Origin of the sequence: Bartonella sp. AP19HLJMH (assembly GCF_042196245.1) — a bacterium.
Lineage (GTDB): Bacteria > Pseudomonadota > Alphaproteobacteria > Rhizobiales > Rhizobiaceae > Bartonella.
In genome coordinates this window covers 1-25,818 of the sequence record NZ_JBHIPX010000020.1, presented here as the reverse complement: position 1 = coordinate 25,818, position 25,818 = coordinate 1, and the positions used below count along the sequence as shown (strand labels likewise).

At 37.4% G+C, this 25,818-nt stretch carries 19 protein-coding genes, 3 tRNA genes and 6 pseudogenes; 15 read left to right on the top strand and 13 right to left on the bottom strand.

Going from position 1 to position 25,818, the window contains the following annotated elements:
- From ACFINR_RS08360 to rpsL, 4 genes and pseudogenes are all read right to left on the bottom strand, one after another.
- Positions 1-76 (bottom strand): annotated as a pseudogene (locus ACFINR_RS08360) (elongation factor Tu); the annotation flags it as partial.
- Positions 77-138: 62 nt separating this feature from the next.
- Positions 139-2,223 carry an elongation factor G gene (gene fusA, locus ACFINR_RS08355; RefSeq protein ID WP_375653954.1) on the bottom strand — a complete coding sequence of 695 codons (2,085 nt, stop codon included), beginning with the start codon at positions 2,221-2,223 and terminating at the stop codon, positions 139-141.
- A 24-nt stretch (positions 2,224-2,247) separates the two neighbouring features.
- Entirely contained in the window at positions 2,248-2,718 is a 471-nt protein-coding gene (gene rpsG / locus ACFINR_RS08350; protein ID WP_015856589.1) for a 30S ribosomal protein S7, read from the bottom strand.
- An 18-nt stretch (positions 2,719-2,736) separates the two neighbouring features.
- Positions 2,737-3,108, bottom strand: a complete 372-nt coding sequence (rpsL, locus tag ACFINR_RS08345; protein ID WP_005773262.1) for a 30S ribosomal protein S12 — start codon at positions 3,106-3,108, stop codon at positions 2,737-2,739.
- A 493-nt stretch (positions 3,109-3,601) separates the two neighbouring features.
- On the opposite strand from rpsL, the gene xth reads away from it, so the two are divergent.
- The 5 genes from xth to ACFINR_RS08320 all read left to right on the top strand — a co-directional run bounded on the left by xth (position 3,602) and on the right by ACFINR_RS08320 (position 7,785).
- Entirely contained in the window at positions 3,602-4,384 is a 783-nt protein-coding gene (gene xth, locus ACFINR_RS08340; RefSeq protein ID WP_375632622.1) for an exodeoxyribonuclease III, read from the top strand.
- 123 nt (positions 4,385-4,507) lie between these two features.
- Positions 4,508-5,413, top strand: coding sequence for a transporter substrate-binding domain-containing protein (locus ACFINR_RS08335; protein ID WP_375612441.1), 906 nt, complete (start codon positions 4,508-4,510; stop codon positions 5,411-5,413).
- A 142-nt stretch (positions 5,414-5,555) separates the two neighbouring features.
- Complete coding sequence (locus ACFINR_RS08330; RefSeq protein ID WP_375653951.1) at positions 5,556-6,308, top strand: amino acid ABC transporter permease; 753 nt, start codon at positions 5,556-5,558, stop codon at positions 6,306-6,308.
- 2 nt (positions 6,309-6,310) lie between these two features.
- Positions 6,311-7,027 (top strand): amino acid ABC transporter permease, encoded by a 717-nt coding sequence (locus tag ACFINR_RS08325; RefSeq protein ID WP_273791448.1) that lies wholly within the window; start codon positions 6,311-6,313, stop codon positions 7,025-7,027.
- Positions 7,028-7,038: 11 nt separating this feature from the next.
- Entirely contained in the window at positions 7,039-7,785 is a 747-nt protein-coding gene (locus tag ACFINR_RS08320; protein ID WP_273791447.1) for an amino acid ABC transporter ATP-binding protein, read from the top strand.
- Positions 7,786-7,887: 102 nt separating this feature from the next.
- Here ACFINR_RS08320 and ACFINR_RS08315 read toward each other — a convergent pair.
- From ACFINR_RS08315 to ACFINR_RS08290, 6 genes and pseudogenes are all read right to left on the bottom strand, one after another.
- Positions 7,888-8,678, bottom strand: a pseudogene (locus ACFINR_RS08315) (tetratricopeptide repeat protein).
- 1,041 nt (positions 8,679-9,719) lie between these two features.
- Positions 9,720-12,443, bottom strand: coding sequence for a valine--tRNA ligase (locus tag ACFINR_RS08310; RefSeq protein ID WP_375653947.1), 2,724 nt, complete (start codon positions 12,441-12,443; stop codon positions 9,720-9,722).
- Between the two features lie 149 nt (positions 12,444-12,592).
- Positions 12,593-13,147, bottom strand: a complete 555-nt coding sequence (locus ACFINR_RS08305) for a DUF2497 domain-containing protein (RefSeq protein WP_375612445.1) — start codon at positions 13,145-13,147, stop codon at positions 12,593-12,595.
- 252 nt (positions 13,148-13,399) lie between these two features.
- Positions 13,400-14,692, bottom strand: coding sequence for a TolC family outer membrane protein (locus ACFINR_RS08300; protein ID WP_375653943.1), 1,293 nt, complete (start codon positions 14,690-14,692; stop codon positions 13,400-13,402).
- 66 nt (positions 14,693-14,758) lie between these two features.
- Positions 14,759-15,433, bottom strand: a complete 675-nt coding sequence (locus ACFINR_RS08295; protein ID WP_375632626.1) for a protein-L-isoaspartate O-methyltransferase — start codon at positions 15,431-15,433, stop codon at positions 14,759-14,761.
- Between the two features lie 220 nt (positions 15,434-15,653).
- Positions 15,654-15,727: transfer RNA gene (locus tag ACFINR_RS08290), tRNA-Cys, on the bottom strand.
- A 184-nt stretch (positions 15,728-15,911) separates the two neighbouring features.
- Here ACFINR_RS08290 and ACFINR_RS08285 point away from each other — a divergent pair.
- A tRNA-Asn gene (locus tag ACFINR_RS08285) sits at positions 15,912-15,986 on the top strand.
- Positions 15,987-17,339: 1,353 nt separating this feature from the next.
- Here the strand turns inward: ACFINR_RS08285 and ACFINR_RS08280 are convergent.
- From ACFINR_RS08280 to ilvA, 3 genes are all read right to left on the bottom strand, one after another.
- The gene (locus ACFINR_RS08280; RefSeq protein ID WP_375653940.1) at positions 17,340-18,722 is read right to left on the bottom strand and encodes a DEAD/DEAH box helicase; all 1,383 of its coding nucleotides are present in this window, start codon (positions 18,720-18,722) and stop codon (positions 17,340-17,342) included.
- 290 nt (positions 18,723-19,012) lie between these two features.
- Complete coding sequence (locus ACFINR_RS08275) at positions 19,013-19,543, bottom strand: hypothetical protein (RefSeq protein WP_375632657.1); 531 nt, start codon at positions 19,541-19,543, stop codon at positions 19,013-19,015.
- Positions 19,544-19,578: 35 nt separating this feature from the next.
- Complete coding sequence (gene ilvA, locus ACFINR_RS08270; protein ID WP_375612449.1) at positions 19,579-20,856, bottom strand: threonine ammonia-lyase IlvA; 1,278 nt, start codon at positions 20,854-20,856, stop codon at positions 19,579-19,581.
- A 146-nt stretch (positions 20,857-21,002) separates the two neighbouring features.
- On the opposite strand from ilvA, the gene ACFINR_RS08265 reads away from it, so the two are divergent.
- The 9 genes and pseudogenes from ACFINR_RS08265 (at position 21,003) to ACFINR_RS08225 (ending at position 25,711) form a co-directional block, all read left to right on the top strand.
- Positions 21,003-21,088, top strand: a tRNA-Leu gene (locus ACFINR_RS08265).
- A 613-nt stretch (positions 21,089-21,701) separates the two neighbouring features.
- Complete coding sequence (locus ACFINR_RS08260; protein ID WP_375613726.1) at positions 21,702-21,929, top strand: hypothetical protein; 228 nt, start codon at positions 21,702-21,704, stop codon at positions 21,927-21,929.
- A 198-nt stretch (positions 21,930-22,127) separates the two neighbouring features.
- A complete protein-coding gene (locus ACFINR_RS08255) occupies positions 22,128-22,373 on the top strand; it encodes a hypothetical protein (RefSeq protein ID WP_375613727.1) in 246 nt (81 codons plus the stop codon).
- Positions 22,374-23,048: 675 nt separating this feature from the next.
- The gene (locus ACFINR_RS08250; RefSeq protein ID WP_375613729.1) at positions 23,049-23,237 is read left to right on the top strand and encodes a hypothetical protein; all 189 of its coding nucleotides are present in this window, start codon (positions 23,049-23,051) and stop codon (positions 23,235-23,237) included.
- 276 nt (positions 23,238-23,513) lie between these two features.
- A pseudogene (locus ACFINR_RS08245) lies at positions 23,514-23,859 on the top strand (hypothetical protein).
- Between the two features lie 233 nt (positions 23,860-24,092).
- On the top strand, positions 24,093-24,311 hold the full coding sequence (locus tag ACFINR_RS08240; protein ID WP_375613730.1) for an antitoxin: 219 nt from the start codon (positions 24,093-24,095) through the stop codon (positions 24,309-24,311).
- Positions 24,311-24,642, top strand: a pseudogene (locus tag ACFINR_RS08235) (type II toxin-antitoxin system PemK/MazF family toxin). The gene ACFINR_RS08240 and the pseudogene ACFINR_RS08235 overlap by 1 nt, the downstream one beginning before the upstream one ends.
- Positions 24,643-24,809: 167 nt before the next feature.
- Positions 24,810-25,129, top strand: a pseudogene (locus ACFINR_RS08230) (hypothetical protein).
- Positions 25,130-25,132: 3 nt separating this feature from the next.
- Positions 25,133-25,711: pseudogene (locus ACFINR_RS08225) on the top strand (hypothetical protein).
- The last annotated feature ends 107 nt before the right edge of the window (positions 25,712-25,818 follow it).

Here is a 25,818-nt window from a genome sequence, read left to right as displayed (position 1 = left end):
TCTTCCCATGATCAACGTGACCAATCGTACCAATATTAACATGCGGTTTTGTTCGTTCAAACTTGCTCTTCGCCATTTGAGCTCTCCATTTTCCGTCCAAGCCAAGGACTAAGTTAAAAATTAATTACCAACCTGAAATTACGCGTATTTCTTTTGAATCTCCAAAGCAACAGCTGAAGGCACAGGCTCGTAATGATCAAACTGCATTGTATACTGCGCACGCCCCTGACTCATAGAGCGAAGAGTATTCACATAACCAAACATATTTGCCAAAGGAACCATTGCATTCACAACCGTTGCAATGCCGCGCGCTTCAGTTCCTGAAATCTGCCCCCGACGAGAATTGAGATCACCAATAACATCACCAACATAATCATCTGGAGTAACAACTTCCACCTTCATGATCGGTTCAAGAAGCTGTGCACCAGCCTTCTTTGCCCCATCACGAAAAGCCGCACGAGCAGCAATCTCAAAAGCCAAAACCGAAGAATCAACATCGTGATAGCCACCATCAATGAGAGTCGCTTTTACACCAAGCATAGGAAAGCCCGCAAGAGGACCTGACCCCATAACACTCTCAATCCCTTTTTGGACACCGGGAATATATTCTTTAGGAACAGCACCACCAACAATCTTTGACTCAAAAATAAAGTCATCACCATCATGAGGCTCAAAAACAATTTTCACACGAGCAAATTGACCTGCACCACCCGATTGTTTCTTATGCGTATAATCAATTTCCGCCATTTTAGTAATTGACTCACGATAAGCAACTTGAGGCTGCCCAACATTTGCTTCAACCTTAAACTCACGCCGCATACGATCAACAATAATATCAAGATGAAGCTCACCCATTCCAGCTATAATAGTCTGACCAGATTCCTCATCCGATTTAACACGAAATGAAGGATCTTCGGCTGCTAGACGGTTAAGAGCAATACCCATTTTTTCTTGATCTGCTTTTGTCTTCGGTTCAATTGCAATCTCAATAACAGGCTCTGGAAATTCCATCCTCTCCAAAACAACAGGTTTCAAAGGATCACAAAGAGTATCCCCTGTTGTCGTCTCCTTAAGTCCTGCAAGAGCAACAATATCACCAGCAAATGCTTCTTCAATATCCTCACGAGAATTTGAATGCATTTGAAGCATACGCCCCAAACGCTCTTTTTTCTTTTTCACAGTATTCTCAAGAGAAATACCTTTCTGAACTTTACCTGAGTAAATACGACAGAACGTCAATGAACCAACAAAAGGATCATTCATAATTTTAAAAGCAAGCATAGATAACGGAGCATCATCAGAAGATTCGCGTGTCGTCTCAGCCTCAGTCTTTACATCAATACCCTTAATCGCCGGAATATCAATTGGAGAAGGAAGATAGGAAACAACAGCATCCAAAAGTGGCTGCACCCCCTTGTTTTTAAAAGCCGTACCACAAAGAACCGGATGAAACTGAACTTCTACTGTCCCCCTACGAATGAGAGAAACAAGCTGCTCGTTGGTTGGCATAACACCTTCCAAATAAGCCTCTGTCGCAGCTTCATCAACCTCCACAGCCATCTCAATCAATTTCTCGCGATATTCTTCAGCTTTCTCCTTTAAATCAGAGGGAATTTCACTTATCACTGCCGAGGCACCAATAGAACCATCCCACTTTAAAGCCTTCATTTCTACAAGATCAACAACACCTTCAAAGTCATTTTCAGCACCAATCGGCAACTGCAAAACAAGCGCTTTAGCACCTAACCGAGAACCAACCATCTCCACACTACGATAAAAATCAGCTCCTATTTTGTCCATTTTATTAACAAAAACCATACGAGGCACGCGATACTTCTCAGCTTGCCGCCAAACAGTTTCCGTCTGAGGCTCCACACCAGCATTTGCATCCAACAAAGCTATTGCGCCATCAAGAACACGCAAAGAGCGCTCAACTTCAATCGTAAAATCAACGTGCCCTGGCGTATCAATAATATTAAAGCGACGCTTCCGACCGTCCTGCCCTTCCCAAAACGTCGTTGTTGCAGCAGACGTAATCGTAATACCGCGCTCCTGCTCCTGCTCCATCCAATCCATTGTAGAAGCACCATCATGGGTCTCGCCAATTTTATGATTCTTACCGGTATAGAACAGAATACGTTCAGTCATCGTAGTCTTACCAGCATCAATATGCGCCATAATACCAAAATTACGATAATCTTCAATTTTATATTCGCGAGCCATTATATTTGCCTTAGTTTAAAACTTCTACCAGCGATAGTGAGAAAAAGCACGATTAGCTTCAGCCATACGATGAACATCTTCACGCTTTTTCACGGCAGAACCACGATTATTAGCCGCATCCATCAATTCACCAGATAAACGCTCAATCATCGTCGTTTCATTTCGACCACGTGCCGCCGCAATCAACCAACGAATAGCAAGAGCCTGACGACGATCAGGACGAACATCAATCGGAACTTGATAAGTAGCGCCACCAACACGGCGTGAACGAACTTCAATGTGAGGAGCAACATTCTCTAAAGCTCGATGAAATAGAGCCACAGGATCTGTTTTTACTCTTTTTTCCACAGAATCGAGCGCACCATAAACAATACGCTCTGCAACTGATTTTTTACCATCAAACATAATGGCATTCATAAATTTCATAATAACCAAATCACCAAATTTTGGATCTGGATTAATCTCACGCTTTTCTGCTCTATGACGACGGGACATTGGCTTTGTCTCTCAATATTATTTTGGACGCTTTGCGCCATACTTTGAACGACGCTGTTTACGATTCTTGACACCCTGCGTATCAAGCAAACCACGAATAATGTGATAACGAACTCCTGGCAAATCTTTCACACGACCACCACGAATCATTACAACAGAGTGCTCTTGAAGATTATGTCCCTCTCCAGGAATATAACCAATCACCTCAAATCCATTCGTCAAGCGAATTTTAGCAACTTTACGAAGAGCAGAATTAGGTTTCTTCGGTGTTGTCGTATAAACACGCGTACAAACACCACGCTTCTGCGGATTCGACTGCAGAGCAGGAACCTTATTACGTTTAACTGGCGCTACACGCGGCTTGCGAATCAACTGGTTTACGGTAGGCATGCAACCTTCCTCTTTTTCGATCTACATTCGTCTCACCCAATCGGGCTTTTCTATTTTCATTTCTATCCACCCCAACAAAATCGGAGCAGATATCTAAGTCTACACACAAAATCGGGCACACCTGCAAAAAAACAGTTTACCCGACCATAAGCAGAGAAGGCAGTAGCCTTTTGCACTAGGATTTACTTTTAATCTTCTTAACACCTGTGAATAATCTTCCGGTTCATATCCAAAGCACCTGATTACACCCACATCGGCTATATCCATCTCTAATAGCGAGAACACGTACATTCGTCAAGAACTAAACAGCAGAAAGTTTTTAAAAATGAAAATAAATTAAATTTTAAAGCTTTAAATTTGCTTTTACCGCTACTCTTGATAAATCAATTTACCATAAGTAATATCCCTATAAATAAAAAAGTAGCGATATGACTGTAGTAAAACATAAATGCAGTAAATTGAATTGCATATTTGATATCTAATGATGAACACCATGAAAATAGCAACGTGGAATATTGCCGGGATAAAAGCACGACATGAAACATTATGTCAATGGCTGCAGCAAAGCCAGCCGGACATAGTCTGTTTACAGGAAATTAAAAGTATTGATGAAAATTTTCCACGCGATGCAATTGAAAGTTTAGGTTACCATATAGAAACACACGGACAAAAAAGTTTTAATGGCGTTGCGATTCTCTCTAAAAAAACACCAGATGAAGTGATCCGTCGATTACCAGGCAATGATAATGATAAACAAACACGTTACATTGAAGCTGTTTATTCAACAAACAAAGGTGTTGTTCGTGTTGCATCTCTCTATTTGCCAAATGGGAATCCTATTGAGAGTGAAAAATATTCCTATAAGATAGAATGGATGGAAAGATTATATACACATGCAAAATCATTGCTTGCGTATGAAGAACCTCTTATTCTAGCAGGTGATTATAATGTCATCCCCACTCCATTAGATGCAAAAAAACCTCAAGAATGGTATCAAGATGCCTTATTTCTTCAAGAAACAAGAAAAGCATTCCAACGTATTCTTCATTTAGGTTTTTATGATGCTATCCGGAATGTCACCGATACTCCCTCCTTCAGTTTTTGGGATTTTCAGGCAGGTGCTTGGCCTAAGAATAATGGGATTCGCATTGATCATTTATTATTATCACCAGAAGCTGTTGATCAACTAATTTGCGCTCATAGCCAAACAGAAGTAAGGGGATATCAAAAACCATCCGACCACGTTCCTGTTTGGATTCACCTTAATATCAATTAAGAAAGTAAAATCCTCATTTCATGAGACAACAAAAAAATTCCACTCAAAATAATAACTATGCTACAGCATATAAACAGTATATCTTAAGCAAATAAAATAAAAATAAATGAATGGAGGACATAAATGAAGAAATCATTATTAATGCTTATTGCAGCAACGGCCATTGGATTCTCAAGTTTCGCGCATGCTGAACATGATACTCTTGAAAAAATAAAACGAACAGGGGAAATTACTTTAGGTGTCCGTGAATCATCTGGTTTAGCCTACGCCCTTGGTAATAATAAATATGTAGGTTTTCATACAGAAATGGCAGAACGGATCATTGATGATATCTCAAAAAAAATTGGTAAACCAATTAAAGTTCATTATCTTCCCATCACTTCTCAAAATAGAATTCCTCTCTTAAAAAATAAAACCTATGATTTTGAGTGCGGCTCAACAACACATGATATTGCCCGCAGTAAAGAAGCAGCATTTGCTTATACGACATACATTGAAGAGGTTCGGATTGCTGTAAAGAAAAACTCTAACATTAAATCTCTTGAGGATTTAAATGGAAAAACAGTTGCAACGACCACCGGTACAACATCTGTTCAACTTATTCGTAAAAATAAACGTGCAAAAAACATTCAGTTTAAAGTTTTAAAGGGGAAAGATCACGGAGATAGTTTTTTGTTATTAGAATCTGGTAAGGCAGATGCTTTTGTCATGGACGCTTCAATTCTTGCTGGACATATTGCTAAATCAAAGAATCCATCTGATTATGTCATTCTTGATACCGTACTTTCAGTCGAACCTATTGCCTGTATGCTCAGATTAAATGACAAAAAATTTGAACAAACAATCAACGATAGTATCGTACGTCAGATTAAAGATGAATCACTGGAAAAGCTTTATAATAAGTGGTTTATGAAACCGATCCCACCTGCTAACACTGTTATGAACCTTCCCTTGTCAAAACAAACAAGATATGCTTGGGATCACCCAAATAATAAACCTCGAGAAAGCTACGCAGAAAAAGATTTATAGAATTTAATAAAAAAGAACCACACTCTTTTGAAATTGAGTGTGGTTTATATTTTTAATTCACTTTTTAATAAATTTGGCCTATGTAGATGCGCTTGGTTTATTGCCCTATTTGTGAATGACTAATTTGAGGGAATATCAATTAATGGACTTTTCTTTCCTTTGTAGAGATGACCTTACTCAAACATTGGTAACAGGATGCTTGGGGACTCTCGGCGTGAGCCATACCTATTTAGATACACTTCTCGATGGCTTTAAAAATACGGTTATATTGTCTATCACTTCACTTATATTAGCTGTATTGTGTGGTGTTGTTATAGGAACAATGCGCACTTTACCTAAAACATCCATAACCAATTATATATTTCGCACTATCGGTACTATTTGGGTAGAGATTATGCGTAATATTCCCCTCCTTGTACAAGTGTTTTTGTGGTATTTTGTTGTTCCGAAGATTTATCCACCAGCGATGAAATTTTCCCCCATTCTCTTAATAACATGCGCATTGGGATTCTTTACATCTGCACGCATTGCAGAACAGGTTCGTTCAGGCATTGAAGCGATTCCTTCTGGACAACGCTATGCTGCTATGGCAATGGGGTTTACAACTTATCAAAGTTATCGCTATATTATACTACCACGTGCTATACGTGCAATTATGCCACCTCTTACTTCAGAAGCAATGGGCATTGTGAAAAATTCGTCTATAGCATTCGCCGTTTCAATAAATGAGCTCATGCAATTTCAATACCAAGCAATTGAAGAGGTAAGCCATGTTTACGAAAATTATTTACTTGTTACGGCTCTTTATATTCTAATAGCCTTATTCGTATTCATTGTAATGACAGTCATTGAACAAATACTCAAAATTCCTAATTTTCAAACAAAGGGAAATTGAATATGATGAATTTCATAAGCTCTCAGTTTGGACTTTATTCTCCTTTCAATTTTTCCGACTTTGATTTTTCCTTTTTTACCTTTGATGTATTTCGTTCTTACATTTTATCAGGTTTACTCTTTAGCGTTTTTCTAACTCTTTTTGCAACGGTGTTGGGGTTTGTTTTCGGTACGCTTTTAGCAATGATGCGCCTTTCTTCCATAAAACTTCTTTCTTGGTTTGCAATAGGTTACATAACAGCTATGCGTTCAATACCACTTGTGATGGTTATCTTATGGTTTTTCGTGCTTCTGCCTTTTTTAACCGGTATATCCATCGGTGCAAATAAATCAGCACTCATTACCTTTACCGCATTTGAAACGGCTTATTTTGCTGAGATTATGCGTGCTGGAATCAATTCAGTTCCGCAAGGACAAAAATATGCAGGACAAGCTCTTGGAATGACATATTGGCAAAGTATGTACATTGTCATTCTTCCTCAAGCCTTTAGAGATATGCTTCCAGTCTTTTTAACACAAGTTATTATCCTTTTTCAGGATACAACCCTTGTTTATGCCATCAGTGGTCATAGCCTTTTGAATGGTTTTGATATTGCTGCTAATAATTTTGGTGTAAAGCAAGAAGCTTATATCTTAGCAGCTATTTTCTATTTTGTTATCTGTTTTACACTGTCACAAATAGTTTTGTATTTACAAAAAAAAGTATCCATTATTCGCTAACAGGAAAAAAAATGTCTACTCATATGATCGAAATAAAAAATGTTTCTAATTGGTATGGCGAAATTAAAGTCCTTAAAAACTGTACAACCAACATTAATAAAGGAGAAGTCGTTGTCGTTTGTGGTCCATCAGGCTCCGGAAAGTCAACACTCATTAAAACTATTAACGCTCTCGTCCCTTTTCAAAAAGGTGAAATTTGGATTAATGGAATACCTGTTCATTCAAAAAAAACGAATCTGCCTAAATTGCGAAGTCAGGTAGGAATGGTGTTTCAACACTTCGAACTTTTCCCCCATTTATCTGTCACAGAAAATTTGACAATTGCACAAATCAAAGTCCTAAAACGAAGCAAAAAAGAAGCACTTGAACGTGGATTGTTATATCTTGAACGCGTTGGACTCATTGAACACAAAGATAAATATCCTGGTCAACTTTCTGGAGGGCAACAACAACGTGTTGCTATTGCACGTGCCTTAACTATGGATCCACTTGTCATGCTTTTTGATGAACCAACATCTGCTCTAGATCCTGAAATGGTAGGTGAAGTACTCGATGTCATGATTAGCTTAGCAGAAGAAGGTATGACGATGATTTGTGTAACCCATGAAATGGGATTTGCACAAAAAGTATCGGAGCGTGTTATTTTCATAGATCAAGGAACAATTCTTGAAGACTGCTCATCTAAAGAGTTCTTTTCTGATCCGCAAGCAAGAAAACCGAGAACGCAAGAATTTTTGTCTAAAATCCTAAGTCATTAGCCGTTAGATTATCAAAAAAAGCTATCTTTACTATGAACTTGTATACAAGAAAACAGAGTTTAATATAAGATGAGAGAATGTAAAAATATTACAATCAGATGTTTAAAAACTGTTATTCTTTAAAATCTCAGCAACCAGTGAAATTGCTGTACGTCTCTCAGATTCATTACAAAGAGCAAAAGCCTCTTCTTGCAAAGGGTGAATCCAATTTTCGTCTTTTACGTTAGCTTTTTATAGGCAGCAGTTAACATTGCTGCCCCACGGACAATTTTTCCTTCTTTAAGCAGTATATTTCCAAGCATTGCTTGGGCAGAAGGATTTTCTTTTTTTGCTGAAAGTTGAAACCATCGTGCTGCTTGTATAAGATTTTTCTCCCTTCCCTCTCCCTTTAAAAATATTTTTCCTAAATGATACTGAGCTTTAGGATTTCCATAGTTTACCGCAGCCTGCATATAAAGATGAGAAGCATAAGAAGGATCAGGTTTCACAGGTGATTGAGGAATACCTTTTTTTATATATCCGGCAAGTTTAATCAATGCATCAGAAACATAACTTTCATCCTCTGAACCAAGATCAGCACCTTTTTCAACAATATATGCAAAAAAATTATATGCCTTATAATCATTTTTAGGGACACCATCACCGTTTGCATAGATAGAGCCAAGTTTCCAATTCGCACCAATATAGCCTCTCTTAGCAGCACAACGTAATGCTGCAATAGCCTGAGTTATATACCCATTTTTATAAACAGACATGCCACGTTTTAAAAAATAAAACGAACCATCATTCGCTTCTTGCAAGCTATTGACATCTATTACATAAACAGTCGAAAAGAATTCCTCTAAAATCACAACAATCGTGACTTTTTTCCATATCTGAAACCTATTAACCATTCCCCCTACCTCAATTTTAATGATTATATCTGTTACAAATTTCTTTGTAGATATTTAAACTCTTTTTCTTAGTAAGAAGCATACGCAATTTTAAAGTAAAAATTTTAAAAGAAAAAACAAATAGATAAAAACCATCCAATAGGATTTATCGATCTTAAAATTTTATACGTATGAGCAAAAATCGTTCAATAGAATAACGTGCATTAAACAGCAACTTGAGAACGAAGAGAATACATGATGAATGGTAAACGTTTGAGTATAAAAAACAATACGAAAGATGGATAAATATAATGATGATAGTTAACTTATAACTTCACGACTGCCTTACCACCTTAAAGATGAAGTTTTTTGCCTCCGTCAATCTATAAACAATACAGCTTTTTGTTTAACGGATTGCACCTAACATCATTTCACATGGGGTTACTTCATACTTTACACACAAGTTTTACCTCAGAATACTCACCACTACATACAAAAAATACCACATATGTAATTTTACATGCCTTATATTGCTACTCTAAATGATGATATTTTACAGAAATAAAACAAGATATTGATTTTAATGATACTTTACCATTTTGCATGTTGAATGAGGACCTCGAATATCGTAAGATTCTCTCATTCCAAACTTGTTCCATGTTAAATCAATCAAAACCATCCGCTTGCACATTACAAGTAGAGAGAGCTATGTGGATAAAAACTCTGTGTAAGAAAGAACTAAAAATGCCTCTTACGAACGGTTTGAGCTAAGGGTTGTCCGGATATTGGACAGAATGGTGCTCCCAGCGCTTGTTACTTCACAAGCATAAAGAAGGGAAGCTCAATGGATTTACCGTTATACCATTCATGATCTACGTCGTGGAATAAGCTTGAATGCCTTAAAAGATGTCTCTTTAATGATAAACATAAAACAATGGATTTCAGTAGAGATTTTATGATCGTTCATGAAAAACTAACAAAAGAAAAAGTTTCCTTTTAAAGAAGATCTATACTAGCCCTACTGGTATGCAATTATCTATCAAAAAAAATAAAAAGTTGAAATCAATCTAACCGCTCTAAAGCAACAAATATTTTTTTCTGCGCTGCACGCAGTTCTACAACCCTATTCCGCTCACGCTCAACAATTTCTGCTTTTGCATTTGCTATAAATTGGGGGTTGTTTAACTTAAGCGATATTTTTTCAATATCTTGTTCAATTTTACTGACATCCTTCCTCAAACGAACACGTTCAGCCTCCAAATCAATCAACTGTCCTAATGGTAAACAAAAAACAGCCTCTCCCAAAATCATTTGTGCTGATACTTCCGGAACTTTATCAGAGAAATCAATAACTTCAATACGCGCTAATTTTTTAAGAAGTGCATCATAACGCTTCATACGCTCTCGCGTTACTTCCCCTCCTTCGACAACAACAAGAGGTGCTTGTGTCGCCACTGGAATATTCATTTCAAAACGTACAGACCGAATCCCTGTGACGACATCAATAAGCCAATTAATATCATCAGCAGCTTCTTCATCTATCAATGTTTCCTCTGGCCATTTTGTCAATGCGAGCATATCCTCACGCTTGATGGCTTGCGTTTCTGTAAGAGACCACAACTCTTCCGTCATATAAGGCATAAAAGGATGAAGAAGTTTATAAACTTCATCTAAAACCCAAGCAGTACAAGCTTGAGCCTCATTTTTAGCATCTTCATTTTCCCCCTGAAAAATAGGTTTGAGAAGCTCCAAATACCAATCACATAATGTATTCCAAATGAAACGGTAAAGAGTGGCAGCAGACTCATTAAATTTATAGTGTTCAATACCAGTCGTAACTGCTGAAATTGTTTTAGATAACTCTGTTAAAATCCAACGATTAAGCGCCAATTTTGCTTGTTCTGGTTTAAAAGCTGGATCATGCTTCACACCATTCATCTGTGCAAATCGGGTAGCATTCCACAATTTCGTAGCAAAATTACGATAACCAGCAATACGGGAAACATCAAGTTTTACATCACGACCTTGTGCTGCCATAATAGCTAAAGTAAACCGAAGTGCATCAGCACTATATTGATCAATAAGCTCTAAGGGATCAATAATATTTCCCTTTGATTTTGACATCTTTGCACCCTTTTGATCCCGTACAAGAGCATGCACATAAACCGTTGGGAAAGGAACGTCACCCATAAAGTGAAGTCCCATCATCATCATACGAGCAACCCAGAAAAAAATAATATCAAATCCTGTCACAGATAAAGATGTTGGGTAAAAAGTAGATAATTCAGTCGTTTTATTTGGCCATCCTAATGTTGAAAAAGGCCAAAGAGCTGATGAAAACCAAGTATCTAAAACATCCGGATCACGGATTAATTCAACAACCTCACCATAATGAGCAAAAGCTGAATCTAAAGCCTCTTTTTCACTTTTTTCAACAAAAACCGTTCCATCAGGACCATACCAAGCAGGAATCTGATGTCCCCACCATAATTGGCGAGAAATGCACCAAGGTTGAATATTTTCCATCCAATTGAAGTACGTCTTTTTCCAGTTATCTGGAACGAACTGCGTTTTGCCTTGTTGAACAGCCTCTATCGCTGGCTTTGCTAATTCAGCAGCATGAACATACCATTGATCTGTCAAAAAAGGCTCAATAGGGACACCACTGCGATCTCCATGAGGAACCATATGGGTATGATCATCAACAGAAGCTAAATATCCCTGTTCTTCCATCAAAGAAACAATCTTCTGGCGAGCAACAAAACGATCAGATTTATCGAGGTTTTCTACTAACATTTTTAATTCATCTGATAAAATCAAACCATCGAAAAATGCTTCATTTTCACGAAGAAAAATCTCGGCTTGCTGGGTAAAAATATTGATCAAGCGTAAATGATTACGCTGTCCTACTTCAAAGTCATTAAAGTCATGAGCCGGTGTGATTTTTACAGCACCACTTCCAGCCTCAGGATCAGCATGGCTATCACCAACAATTAATAACTTACGACCAACAAGCGGCAAAAGAGCATTTTTACCGATAAGATTTTTATAACGCTCATCTTCAGGATTAACAGCAATTCCTGTATCACCAAGCATTGTTTCTGGTCGTGTTGTCGCCACTGTTATAAAAGTTGTAGCATCATTTGGATCAAAAGTTTTACCTTCAAGTGGATATCTAAAGTGCCACAAATGTCCTTGAACTTCTTTTTGCTCAACTTCAAGATCTGAAATAGCTGTCAACAATTTAGGATCCCAATTGACGAGGCGCTTATCCCTATATATCAACCCTTGCTTATAAAGCGTGACAAAGACTTCACGAACCGCCTGCGACAACCCCTCATCCATTGTAAACCGCTCACGCGACCAATCACATGAAACCCCAAGGCGACGCAACTGGTTTGCAATAACGCCTCCAGTTTCATAACGCCATTCCCAAATACGCTCAATAAACTTTTCTCTCCCCATTTCTTGACGCGTTGGCTCTTTACGTTCTGCAAGTTGACGTTCCACAACCATTTGCGTAGCAATCCCAGCATGATCCATACCAGGCTGCCACAACACATTTTTGCCACGCATCCGCTGAAATCTAACTATTATATCTTGAATTGTCGTATTGAGCGCATGCCCCATATGAAGTGAGCCCGTAACATTAGGAGGAGGAATCATAACGCAAAAAGGTTCTGCACCGCTTTTAGAACCAGCTCCCGCTTTAAAAGCCCCACGAGTCTCCCATCTCTTTGCAACCCGTTGCTCTATAGAGGCAGCATCATAGTTTTTTTCTAACATTCTATCCATCCATAACGCCGCTGAAAAACACAATATATGATCAAAACCTGATCAGAATCTCGTGAATCTCAGCCATTCACTAGAGAGCTCGCAAAATCGCAAACAAAATCCCCATAAAATGAAAAACATAAAAATAATGTAAAAAATAATTAAGACGATTTTTTAATCGCTTTCACAATCTCTTCACGCAAAATATCTTCCAGCAAAATAGGCAATTTAGACTGTAACCATTCTGCTATAGCAGGACGCAACACATCCTTTGCAATCTTTTCTGCAGAAGAAATACAATATGCAGACAATTCCACATGACCATCCCTTCCAGCGTCTGATTGTGATTTCCTTATCTCATCTTCATATTCTTTTGCTTTATAAACAGAATTCCGTTCTTCAGAAGAAAGCTTCATCTTTTGCATATCCATACCAACTGTATTATTTTCTGCCTCTATATCCTCTTTCTCTTGCGTTATCTTCCCTCCTTGATTTTCAGAAGAAAGACCAATACGATCAGCTAAAGCTTTCATAGCATCATCAACCGATAAGGTTGTATCATAAATACCCTCGGATGCCACTTCTGAAGCATTCACTGCAACATCTTCATTTAAAAAGTGATCAGATTGAACCGCATTTTCTTCGATTATTTCACGAATAGATGTTAAAATTTCATCCATACTTGGCTCACGTAACACGCTTGAACTCTGTACCATACTTTACAACCTCTCAAAGACGCAACAACAAATAGAATCATATTTTCAGTGTATGCAAAAGAATTATAAGATCAACATGCCTCCTACGATATTTTCAAATATGCTTGTCATAAAGAGGGCGCTACACACAGTTTTCTACACTTATAAAAATAATATCTCGCCGCAATATCTTTCAACATATTCAACTGTTGATTTACTAATCTTTTAAAAACTAAAATAATTTAATAAGATTCAAAGAGATACTTTTATGTATTATCGGATATATTTAATTGTTTTTAAACCTAAATAACTTGCAGTCAATTTACCAATAGAAGATTGAACACTATAGCTCGCCACAACAGCATTACGCTCTGCCATTGCAAGCGCAATCTGAGCATTAATCAATAGAGTACGAGAATTTAAAACATCCAGCGTCGTTGCTTGCCCTACGCGATTTTCTTGAACACGACCTTTCAGAGCAATTTCAGCAGCACGAACACTTTCACGGTAAGCAACAACAGATGAGCGTGCGCCCTCCAACTGAAACCAAGCAGAAGTAAGTGCTTGTCGCGTATTACTATGCGCCAAATCGAGTTGAAGCTGCGCCTGTCCAAGCTGTTCCCTTGATTGGCGAATTTGCGCAGACGTACGCCCTCCTTCAAAGATTGGGACACTTACTGACAATCCTATCGATTTAGAAACGCCATCCTCTCCAACCCCGCTGTAGATTCGATTATAAGATGCTGTTGCAGAAAAATCAACTTTAGGGAGCAATGCCCCTTCTTTCGCCTTTACATTATAAACACTCGCATCAACTAAATATTTAGCATAAAGGATTGCTGGATGCATCACAACGCTCATTTGGTAAGCCATATCAAGGTTGACGGGAAAATCATTGGCTAGAGGTGGGCGTTTTAACTTTTCAGGATCAGAACCAATAACTTGTCGATACACTGCCTCTGCTGCTTTTACATCAGAACGAGCAAGACTCAGCTCTGAAACCGCCACGGAACGTGCAGCTTGAGCTTGAGCAAGATCAACATGCCCTCCTTCACCCACATCAAATTTCGCTTTATTTGAACGAACTTGTTCCTCAAGAGCTGCCAAATTTTCTCTCCGAAGATCGGCAACACGACGTGCGTGATAGACATTAGCATAAGCGGTCACCGCCTCCAGAAACGTATTTTGTTCAACATTACGAAGATATTCACGCTGGGCCTGCAACTTAACTTGAGCTGAAGAAAAGATATTTTGCGTGATAAAACCATCAAATAATCTTTGATTTAATCTCACTCCTATAGATCCAGAAGTGACATAAGGACCTGTAAAAGACTTATTGCGCCCATAGTTCCCAACCCCCTCAACCTGTGGCAATAGCCCCGATCGCGCAATGACAACATCATCACTGGATATACGCACAGCTGCACGTTCACTATTCAACTTAGCATTATATTTATAAGCCTTAGAAAAGGCATCCATCAATGTTTCAGCACAAACAGCCTCTGATAGAAAAACACTCAACACCAGCAATAAACACGCCTGAAACTTCTTGTTTACTCTAAACATAATACACACAATAACAAACCCCAAATAAATTACAAAATTATCTTTTATTCACAAAACAAACAAGCACTAAAACACAAAACCAGGTGTTTTGAAAAAACAAGGAAGAGGCTTTACAGCGAGGTTAAAAGCACGACGAGCCGAGATGATCCCATCTTCTTTTATATAGATTTGTGCAACAGCAGCATTTCCATGCCCTTCAACCACAACAAGACGTCCACAGTCTTTCATTTGATCAAAGATACCTTGAGGAATAAAATCAACAGATCCCTCAATGAAAATCACGTCATAAGGTCCCTCAACGGCATATCCTTTCTCTAATGGACCATGAACGACAACCACATTATCACATTGATTCCGTTCTAAAGCTTCAAGAGCACGTTCAAAGAGAGATTTATCACTTTCCAGCGCAATCACAGACCCTGCAAGTTTTGCAAGCAACGCTGCACAATAACCACTATTTGCACCAATATCTAAAACAACATCTGATGATTTTACAGCGGCAAGCTGTAGTAATTTCGCTAGAGACGCAGGTTTCATCAAATAGCGTGCAGGAACCCCATCTTGCACTGGACATAGAACAATATCAGTATCAAGATAACTTAACACTTTCATATCTTCCGATACAAAATCTTCACGAGATACCGTTAAAAAGGCTTCAAGAACTGATAAATCCGTTACATCGACTGTACGAATTTGATTGTCAACCATTTTGCGACGAAGCTCAGCAAAATCTGCAACCATAACGAATATTTTCTCCTAACCTACAAAAAACAAACAAAACAGCGACAATAAGGGATAAAGATCTCTTAAACTATGGGCGTTACAAAAAAGGATGCTACAGTCAACAATTAGATTTTAACTGTATAATCTCTCATACAAAAGTGTCTTCACAAGAATAGAGGGAAATAATCTATTTTCCTATACCTCATCTCCCTTAAAAGCCGTTTCGTTTAAAATCGGCTGGAGGCCTCGCCCGGAATCGAACCGGGATACAAGGATTTGCAGTCCTCTGCGTAACCATTCCGCCACGAGGCCTCGTCAACAAACATAAAGGTTTCAATAAGGGAAGGCAACGCATCCGTCAAGGTGTAGAAATATTCTCTCGCCTTTTTTCCTCTTATTACACAATTTATCATATTTTTTTAAAAAAAGTAATTTTATCCTTTGCAAATCAGTATTGCTTTGCTATAGCCTCTTCAACGAGATGATTGGGCACCATTCCCCGGTAGCTCAGCGGTAGAGCAACCGGCTGTTAACCGGTTGGTCGCTGGTTCGAATCCGGCCCGGGGAGCCACTTTTCTTTTATTCCACGTAGTTTATTGTTTTTTCTCAAGCTTTTAGACATGAGGGATTCGTTAATAAAAGTGATGGAATAGGATTTTTGCAATAAAATAGAAACGCAATATCCTACGGGGTGTGTTTTTTGCAATGAACGCAAAAAGCGATTGATTCATTTTAAATACTTTTTTCAAACTACCGCGCCTTTATAAGAGGACACAGCAATTATTTGCACATTATAAATTACGATTTCTTTCATCAGAGATGAGTTATTAAGCTCCATCAGCAATGAATCGGTCTCATATATTTTTTTCCAAAGAAAGAATGATTTGTACTTAATAAAGGAGTTAAACTTAAAAACCTGCTCATTAAGCAATCATTTTGAAAAATGGAAGAAACAATAATCAAGGTCATATATTATCTCCATACACCCCACATAACCCCCTCCCCATCCTAAAAGCAAAAAACATAAAACAAGTCTGTAAACGCTCCGACGTCTTATCTAACAGGTTATTCCTCCTGCTAACCACTTCAACGCTTTACAAACAACCTTGCCTTGTTCACCACACTGTCATAAAACATTTAATACATAAAATCTTATAGGCTTTATATCCCCCAAATAATAGTTTTACAGTAAAAACCAAGATAACGAGCTAAATTGTTAAGAATCCTGAGAAAGCCTTCAGAAATCATGACATTCTCGCTATTGTATTATGCAGTCACATGCTTTTTTAAAGAGATATCTCTTAAATACCCCAAGACTCTTTCACAATAACACCCCCGTAAATGGTATAAAATGAAATCGATTGATCAGCCCCATCTTTATTTATAATAAAAGCCATACCATCGTACTATTTTCCAACTCTCAATCTCAGCAATCCCCCATTGCCTTGGAAAGAGTTTATAAAAATTATTTTATTTATTTTTCAAATGATTATCTATATGAAAACTTCACACATAACGTGCAAGCGAATACTTTTGATTGATCCGCATAAATAACTTAAAAATGAAAAAAATACGATATAATGAATTATTCAATATATAAAACAATGAGTTATTATTAGACATCAATTTTAAAATTAAAAGTTATCATTAAAGATAAAACACATCCTTTATAAAAATAGTTTTATATAAATAAAATCTACTTTTATTCCCATTTAAAAAAAATAGGAATAAAGCAAATAAATAATTGCCTCTACAATAAAGATTTTTAATAAATCCAAAAAGTTAGAAGTTTTCATTTCTAAAAAATGAAAACCTCTAAAGGATCGTCTTACTTTGACAAGAGTATTTTATAGCTCTTTTCAATTGAGAATAAATCAACAAAAGTAAAAAATCTCCAGTACATGATCTTTTTTCAAGACTTTATCTAAGCAGCCCTCTTAACTGATTTTCGAAAACGAAGAGGCTTTGCACGCTTTACCACTGCTTTTGCTTTTTTATGCCTCTCATTTTGAGGTGAAGAATTCTTCCGCTGCAACTGTGCGGTATCATCTTTTCGACCTAAAAACTGTTTTTGACGTTTAGATTTTTTAAAACGGCGTTCCTTATCGTTTTCTTTTTCTTTACTTTCTCGTACAATTGGCTTTTCTGGAAACGCTGCAAATTGTTCTGGAACAGCCTCAGCCACCAATTTCATACGAATCAAGCGCTCTATAGCACGCAAGCGGGACCTTTCTACCTTCTCATCAAAAAGCGTAAGTGCTACACCAGATGCACCATTACGTCCTGTACGACCAATACGATGTACATAACTTTCAGCTTCATCTGGTAAGTCGTAATTAATAACGTGGCTTATCCCTGGTATATCAATACCGCGTGCAGCAATATCTGTTGCCACTAGGATCTGCACAGATCTTTCACGAAAAGCTTTTAAAGCAGACTGGCGAGCACCTTGTGATTTATTTCCATGAATTGTTGCGACTAAATATCCTACCTTTTCTAAACTACGCGTGACAGCATCTGCCCCATGTTTAGTTCGAGTAAAAACAATAACCGAATCAAAAGCTGGATTTGTCAAAAGTTTACTTAAAACATTCTTTTTTTCATTCGTAGGAACACAATATAATTTTTGGCAAATCTCTACAGCCGTAGTACCTTGAGGAACAACTTCAATTTTAACCGGATCATTGAGTAAACATTTTGCAAGCACAGCAATTTCCCTCGGCATTGTTGCAGAAAAGAGTGCTGTCTGACGCTCTTGATGCAAAAGCTTTGCAATTTGCTTAACATCATGAATAAACCCCATATCCAACATACGATCTGCTTCATCCAAAATCAAAAAACGAGATTGGGAAAGATCAACACACTTTTCACGAACAAGATCTCTCAAACGCCCTGGAGTCGCTATCAAAACATCCACACCTGCTTCCATACGTTTAATTTGTTTTAAACGTGATACGCCCCCAAAAATAAGACATGTTGAAAGATGTGCTCCTTTCGCCACAGTACGGATCGTTTCATCAATCTGAACAGCAAGTTCACGCGTTGGAGCTAAAATCAAAGCGCGTGCAGTTTTAGGACAGCGTTTATCACCCAAAGCCAAAATCTGACTTAAAATAGGTAAACCAAATGCCAAGGTTTTTCCAGAGCCTGTCTGAGCAACACCTAAAATATCGTGTCCTTTCAACATCACTGGAATAGCTTGTTCTTGTATAGGTTTAGGTTTACTCATCCCAGCAATGAGTAAATTTTTAATCAAAAGAGTAGGTAAACCTAACTTTGTAAAAACATTTTCTTCTTTTATAGGCAAAATAAAATCTTTCCTTAGCTGAAGAGTTCAAAAGAAGTAACCATCTGAACTCTCCACTCAAGAATCCGCGCAAGAGAAATCCCTGACATTTTAAATGAAGCAACGCCTAAAAAGCGGCTTGCGCAACTTATGAACACCTTGAAATCAAGATAAAGGCGTATAAACTTCACTTTACAAAAAGCCAACAAACCAGCCTAAATGCCTTCATCTCTATTATCTTTGGATTATGATAAAAAAGCAAGAACTTTACGAAATACATTTATCATGAATAAAAACAATATTTAGATCGTTTACTTTTTGATGATTGTGTCCATCGGTAAATGTACCTTGATAAAATCAGGATAAATCTCGAGAAAAACTGGATTTTGTAAAGTTTTTTGACCGCCATAAATTAAATACCATTGGTTTTTATCAAAAATCGCCAAAGTTTTATATTGAATGATGCGATCTTTCATCTCAAGAACTGTTGGAATTAAAGCATACAAAGTACCGTTATCAGTTTGTAAATACTCTATATTTTCTTTATCTAAACAATAAGCACCAGAAGGCAACCCCTCAAATTTCTTATGCAACTGTTGAAGAAAATCACTACGTAAAGCACTCTCTGTTGTATTCAATCGATGTGCCATCTCTTTATAAAGCCGCTCAGGCATATAACGAGAAATAGGCATAAAATCCCCATTTTTTATAGCATTATTGACATCAACAACGACTCTTGAAAGTTCATCTTTTTGTACTATTGTTGGCTGAGATGCTAAACTCTGTTGATTAACAATCAAAAAGAAAAATAGACTCAGCACCGAATAAAAAATAGGTTTCATCATTATACTTCTTGTTTTAGTAAAATTTCAGTTTCTCAAATAACAAAATCAAATAACGTTTGATCATCAGTAATATCACGATAACGCCAACCTAACGCTTGAAATTTTTCCTCTAAAAGACAAAAATTACCGTATTTTTTTGTTTCAATCGCAACCAATACAGAACCAAAGTTTCTCGCTGACTTTTTAAGATATTCAAAACGTACGATATCATCATCTGGTGATAATGTGGAAAGAAAATGACGCAAAGCACCAGGATGTTGCGGAAAACTAAAAATAAAATATTTTCTCAACCCTTGGAAACGTAAAGAACGCTCTTTAATTTCTGGCAAACGCTCAAAATCAAAATTACCTCCTGAAATAACGAGAAGAATTTTTTTCCCCTTTAACTCTTGAGGAGGAATACTGTTAAGCGCATCAATCGATAAAGCACCAGCCGGTTCAAGAACCACACCTTCAACATTAAGCATTTCAACCATCGTAGAACAAACACGGTTTTCAGGAACCGTAATGACAGAATCAGGGGGAAATTGCTTTAGAATTGTATAGTTTAGAGCTCCAATTTCAGCCACAGCAGCACCATCTACAAAAGTGTCAATGCTTTCAAGCTTGACGCGTTTTCCACTCTCCAAACAAGCAAGCAAACTTGCAGCTCTTTGCGGCTCAACAAAACGAAGCTTTGTTTTCCAACCATATTCATGTAAAAACTTGCTCACTCCACTTGCCAAACCACCACCCCCTACCGGCACAATCATCAAATCTGGCTCACTTTCTCCATTGAGTTTTTTCCATTGTAAAGCAGCTTCACAAAGCACTGTTGCCTGCCCTGTAATAATGCGAATATCATCGAAAGGTGGAGCCATTACACCACCGCTCTCTACGACAAAGGATTGCGCAGCTTCATAACATTGATCAAATGTTTCACCAACCAAACGAATATCAATGAATTCTTTACCAAAAATACGTGTTTTTTCAATTTTTTGTTGTGGCGTTGTCATAGGCATGAAAATCACGCCTTTACGTTTAAAATAACGACAAACAAAAGAAACCCCTTGCGCGTGATTCCCCGCTGAAGCACAAACAAATGCAGAATCTGGTGATATACAGCTAAGCATTTCTGAAACAAAATTGAAAGCACCACGAATCTTATAAGACCGCACCGGTGTTAAATCTTCACGCTTTAAATAAATTTCTGCATCATACTTTTGACTAAGAAAATCATTTCTTTGAAGTGGTGTTTCAGCAAACACGTGATGCAATCCCACCATAGCTTTTGTGACGTCTTGAATAAATTGACTCATAACACTAATCATTTCATACTTTATTTACATTATAAAAGCTTTTTCTATCGATAAAGGAAACTATTGTCAGTCAAAATTTCACTAAAAAATGAAAAATGTTTCTTTTGTCATTAATTCTTGATTCAATAAAAGATATAGCTTATGAGAGAACTCACATCGCGGACGTGATGAAAACGGTAAACATAGCAGACTTAAAATCTGCCGGTCGAAGACCTTGCGGGTTCAAGTCCCGCCGTCCGCACCAGATTATCTTAATCTCTCTTATTTTCCAATGATTTATTAAAAATCAAAAAAATTAAAGCACCTTCTAAACCACCTTTCGTAACTTTATTATAACGCTATAAGACGGCACCGCGGTGGTACTAAAATACGAATCATTGCTGCTTTTTGAGGTACCTTTTTAGCACTTTGACCTCCTCCTCGTCTTTATAGGATGGAGAGGCAATCAATATTGCTAATTTGGGATTGGCTTATACTCTTCATGACTCTTGTAAAACGACGCAAAAGCTCAGAAAAGAGATAGATGCAAAAGACAAAATAATAGATAAAGAAGCTGAAATAATACGTGCACAAAAAGATGTGATTCAAAAACAAGAAGAGTTAATTCGAAAATCAACTGCTTCTAAGATTATTTTTCCTCGAATGGCAGTAAAAAATTGGCCCAAAAGTAGTTTCAAGTACTTTCTCACGACCATTTTTTCAAAACAGGCAATCACAACACGCTCTGTCATAGCGCACATATAAATACGCAACAGCCTTCATGGGGGAAGATGATCATCAATACACAAACCGTTCTCTGCCTTGATCTAGATCTAAGACAGGCTGGGCGATTTCTCGTGTAGACAGCAGTATAACAAGTGGCACTTGTCAATTTTGAATTTTTTCGTTTTCAAGGCGATAGTAGGCGCTATTTGCGTTTTCAGCAATGGCTTACAAAAATGAAGATCACAACAGATAAAGTCAATGCCTCACAAGAAAAGATGATTAAGACGGTGTGTGCAAAAGAATACAATCCAAAAGATGACAACGAAGCAAATGCTTTAGCAATTTTATATTTAGTTAAAGAAGGGAATGCGCATGTCTAATGCAATGCCATGGATAAGATTCCTTTTGAATGACTGGAACAGTGAGATAGATGGAATGACATGAGAACAAAGGGGCATTTATATAACGCTTTTCATTCGCATATATGACAAAAAAGCACCAATTAAAACAGATTTTGAAATGCTTGCCCGCGCTTGCAATTGCTCGCAAAAAAGTTTGCAACTATTGTCGAATATCTCATGAAGAATGGTAAATTTCTTGAGAAAGATAATGGTTTGTCGAATACGCGCATTGAAGAAGAGCTAAAAGATTTTACTGATAAAAAAGCGCCCATATCGCAAATTCATAGTGAGGCTGGAAAAAAGGTGTACAATAAAAAACGCTATAAAAAACATTTTAATGATTTTGCTGAAGCAAACGCTAAGCAAAATCAAGCTATAAAGAACCAGAATAAGAACATATATAAACTAAAACTATCATTTTAGCAAAAAAAACTGCTTCTGAAAATTTAGAAACAAACGAACAGGTTGACGAACCAACATAGGTTGCTGCTGTTGAGACCACATCAGAGCAAATCGAAACGGGTGTAGAAAACCAACCTTCCATTCACGAGCAAGAGAACATTACGAAAAAAGCTAAACGGGTTAGAAATGACAGTGGCTGTCGTACCCCTGATGATTTCGAACCTGTTTATGATTTCGCAATCGAAGAGGGATTGCCTCCAGAGCGTATCAAAGCCGAAATGGCAAAATTTCGAGATTTTTGGAAAGCTAGAACAGGCAAAGATGCACGCAAAACGGATTGGAAAGCAATGTGGCGCAACTGGGTGTAAAAAGCTATCGAGGATTTAGAGAACGGAAAAAACTATGGAAATCACTCTCAAAGGCAAAAAAGTGTAGATGAACGCATCTCAGACAGTATCCTTGATATCGAGCCTCGAGGTCACTTTGAAACACATTCACGAGATGATAACTCTGGAGTTTCCTTTAGTTTTGAAAAGTGGCAAGCATTGACACAACAGCAGGAAGCGATTGCCTTAGAAGCGTGTGATCAACTTCACGAATTGTTTTCAATAAAAGTGAGTAAAGAGGACATAACCAAGGCAATTCGGATGCTTTCGGTGTGGTTTAAAAATTTCGCAACAGACAGATCATGAAGGTATGGCGCTTACCTATGGAATGGTTTTGGAAAGTGTTTCTGCGTGGTCACTCATAAAAACGGTTAAACGGATTTTATGCGATGAGTTAGAAGGTTTATCGGATACGTTTTTTCCAAGCACTCGTGAGTTAGTAAGATTATGTCGTGATTTGAAAAATAGTCTTTTGACGAAAGCCAATCTTGTACACTAGGCTGTTTTGAACACCCGTGAAAAAAGGCTGAAAGAAAAGGCAATGAGAGAGAATTCAAGACCACTCACGTTGGTTGAAAAGCAAGTGAAAAACACTGCAAATTAGCAAACTAATGAAAATTGCTGATCGTTTTGTGATTGGATGTGCATTTAAATCGACAAAATGGCACCGTACAGAGTGATTTAAAGATTTTATGATAAAAAACCTATCTTATAAAACGCTCTGTACGGTCAAATTTGAGGCAAATAGACAAATTTGTAAAATTAGGATTAAAGTATGTTCATTTTAAAACATCTATTCTTAAAAAACCGTAAACAACCCATGCGAAAGAGGTTTGTTGCAACGGCAGTGGGTATGCCCCATGGGGGATGGGACAGAGGAGTATTTTTACAACCTCTACGAATACGAAGACGGCACAAGAGAGTGTGAAAAGTTTGATGGTGGTCAGTATTACAAAACACCTAAGAATGCGGATTTTAGTACCAAAGCGCAAGTAAAAGCATGGGTTTACGGTGGTGATATTCCGAAAAGCATTCTCAATTACGAACCTCTTATAGACGAGATCAACAGAGAGATCAAAAAATTATCGAAAACCGCAAGAAATAAATATGTTTACAGATAAGCAGCTAAGAGCCTTGTTTGGTATTATAACTTTTATATTTTTATGTTTTTCAGAAATTAAAAAAATATTGACTTTATTCAGAGTATATTGCGTATTGCTCTAAATGCGCTTCTTAAACATTTGCACAAAAGCATTAAAAGCTATTGAATCATGGGCTTTATGTTATATTTTTATATAATATTAGAGAGGGCGTTTTATGCACAACAAAATTACGTAAAGTTGGAGGATCCGTTATGCTCTCTATACCGCCTGCATTGTTTGATGTTCTTCATCTTACTGAAAATATGCAAGTGGGTTTGGCTATTGATAATGGACAATTGGTTGTAAAACCACAAATATCGCAAAATTACACTCTTGAAGAATTGTTAGCCGAATGTAATCCTTCGGACGATTTTGCGGATAAAGATGTAGAGTGGTTTGATGCTAAGCTTATTGGCAGAGAGCTCTTGTAATGAAGCGGGGTAAAATTTGGTTTGTATCGCTTGACCCAACCTCTGTCTATGAGAAAAAGGAACGCGTCCTGTACTGATTGTGTCACCGGAGGCGTTTAATCGTTTAACAAAAACACCCATTGTTTTGCCCATTACGAGTGGAGGAAATTTTGCTAGAATAGCAGGCTTTGCTGTTTCATTGGTGGGAACAGGGCTGCATACAACAGGTGTGATACGCTGTGACCAACCGCGTGCTTTAGATATAGTAGCGCGTAATGGAAAAAGAATGGAAACTATTCCATATATAATTATGGATGAAGTCTTAGCAAGGTTATCAACATTTCTTACTTGAATTTTTTCTACACTTTTAAATGTTTAAAAACACCAACTTTAGGTAAAAAGTAAAAAAGCATAAGATCATGATTTTTTTCTGCTGACAATCAGCTAATCAATTTTTCACAGAATAAAAATCAATATTTGACTAATTATGTCATTAATTATGACTCAAAAGGAGCCATAATGAAAGCTGTCATCACTACGTCAATGTGTGTTGTTGGAGACAATAAAAGCGCTGTTCGCTTTGAACCATCAACACCCAATAATCCATTTGTTGAAGTTTCTAATCAGGTCTACGTACGTCTCAAGCGCGCCAATGCTCAAAACCTTTTGTTGACGTCAAAACAACAGCAAAACCTAAAAAGACAGTTGAACAAATTAAGCAGATAGAACAAGAAGTAGCACAAACATTATCTAAACCAATGACTGAAGAAACCTTACTCGAAAAACCAAAAGCATCTAAAGTCTCTCAATCATCAACACCTACTCTTAAAAAGGCTTAGACGTTGAAGTTAATCATCCACCAAAAATGGTATCTTCAACAGGTGAAGGATACCTTCACCAGTCTTCAAGCACCACACCTTAATTGGGCTTTGCGTAATGCTCTAAACACCGCAGCAAAACAGTCGAACGCTTTACTGAAAAGCAAATTGCCGATGTTACATCTGCCCAATCAAAGCATGTTAAGCAAGGTATTTATATTAAAGAAAAGGCGACAGCAAGGTTTCTTGAGACAGATATCATTCGTTCTGGAACACCGATACTTCTTAAATTTTTTAAAGCAAAAGAACAAAACGCGGCGTGACTTACACAACTGTTTGGAAAAAACAAATCTTGCCCATGTTTTTATCAAGGATGGGAGTTTTCCAAAGCGTGTTGATTTAAAAAAGATGAAGGGTAATGTTTTTCAAAGAGCGGATGGAGATCAATTCCCCATTGCAAAACAAGAGGAACCCTCAATTGCTAGGGTGATGTCAAAGCCAGAGATTACAAGTGCTATTGCACAATATGCCAATGAAAGATTAACCAAAAATATACAGAGACAACTTTCTCGTCAAGAATACGCTGCTAATAAGAAAGGCTAGATCATGTTCTCAAGCTTTATCTATATCTTACATATCCTTATGAGTTTATGCATTACACACTTTGATTGCAATTTTAAAAACAGATTATCACTTATGCTTTGTTTTTC